The organism is Bradyrhizobium sp. PRIMUS42 (assembly GCF_023006515.1).
GTDB lineage: Bacteria > Pseudomonadota > Alphaproteobacteria > Rhizobiales > Xanthobacteraceae > Bradyrhizobium.
This window is the reverse complement of sequence record NZ_JALBGZ010001494.1, coordinates 1-558: the sequence shown is the minus strand read 5'-3', so window position 1 is coordinate 558 and position 558 is coordinate 1. Positions and strand designations below refer to the sequence as shown.

At 68.8% G+C, this 558-nt stretch carries 1 protein-coding gene; it reads right to left on the bottom strand.

Translation table 11 applies throughout. The annotated features are described in order from the left end of the window. A partial coding sequence (locus MOV75_RS41270) for an alpha/beta hydrolase (RefSeq protein ID WP_247008636.1) occupies positions 1 to 558 on the bottom strand: 558 nt, incomplete at both ends.

Genomic DNA, 558 nt, shown 5'->3' with positions numbered 1-558 from the left:
AGGCCGAACGCCGCGGCGATGCCGTCGCGGCTGCGCAGCAGCGTGCTGCGCGGACAATGGCCGGCACCGCAGAGCGTCTTCTTCAGGGTCTCGCCCTGCGTCACGAGGGCAGGGGAATCGTCTGGGGCCCATGCCAGCACGATCGGCACATCGACGTTGAGGATGCCGGGGAAGACCGAGCGCTTGTTGTACTGGCTGGCGTCGCTGCCGAGATAGGCCTTCTCGCTGTCGCTGGCGTCCTTGCCGGCGCGGTAAATGCCGGACACCAGCACGACGGCGGCGACATCGGCGCGATCGGCCTGGAGTTCGGGATGCGCCAGCAGGGTCGCAACGTGAAAGGCGCCGGCGCCGTAGCCGACCGCGACGATCTCGCGGGCGTCGCCGTTGAACAGGTCGATATTGCCGTGAACCCAGGACAGCGCCGCCGCCACGTCGGTCGCCCCCATCGGCCAGGTCGCCGAAGGGGCCAGGCGATAATTGACGCGCACCCCGATCATGTCGTTGCGCGCGGCAAAGCACATGGCCTGGTCCTGGATCTGGCGCGACAGTTCCGGCGCC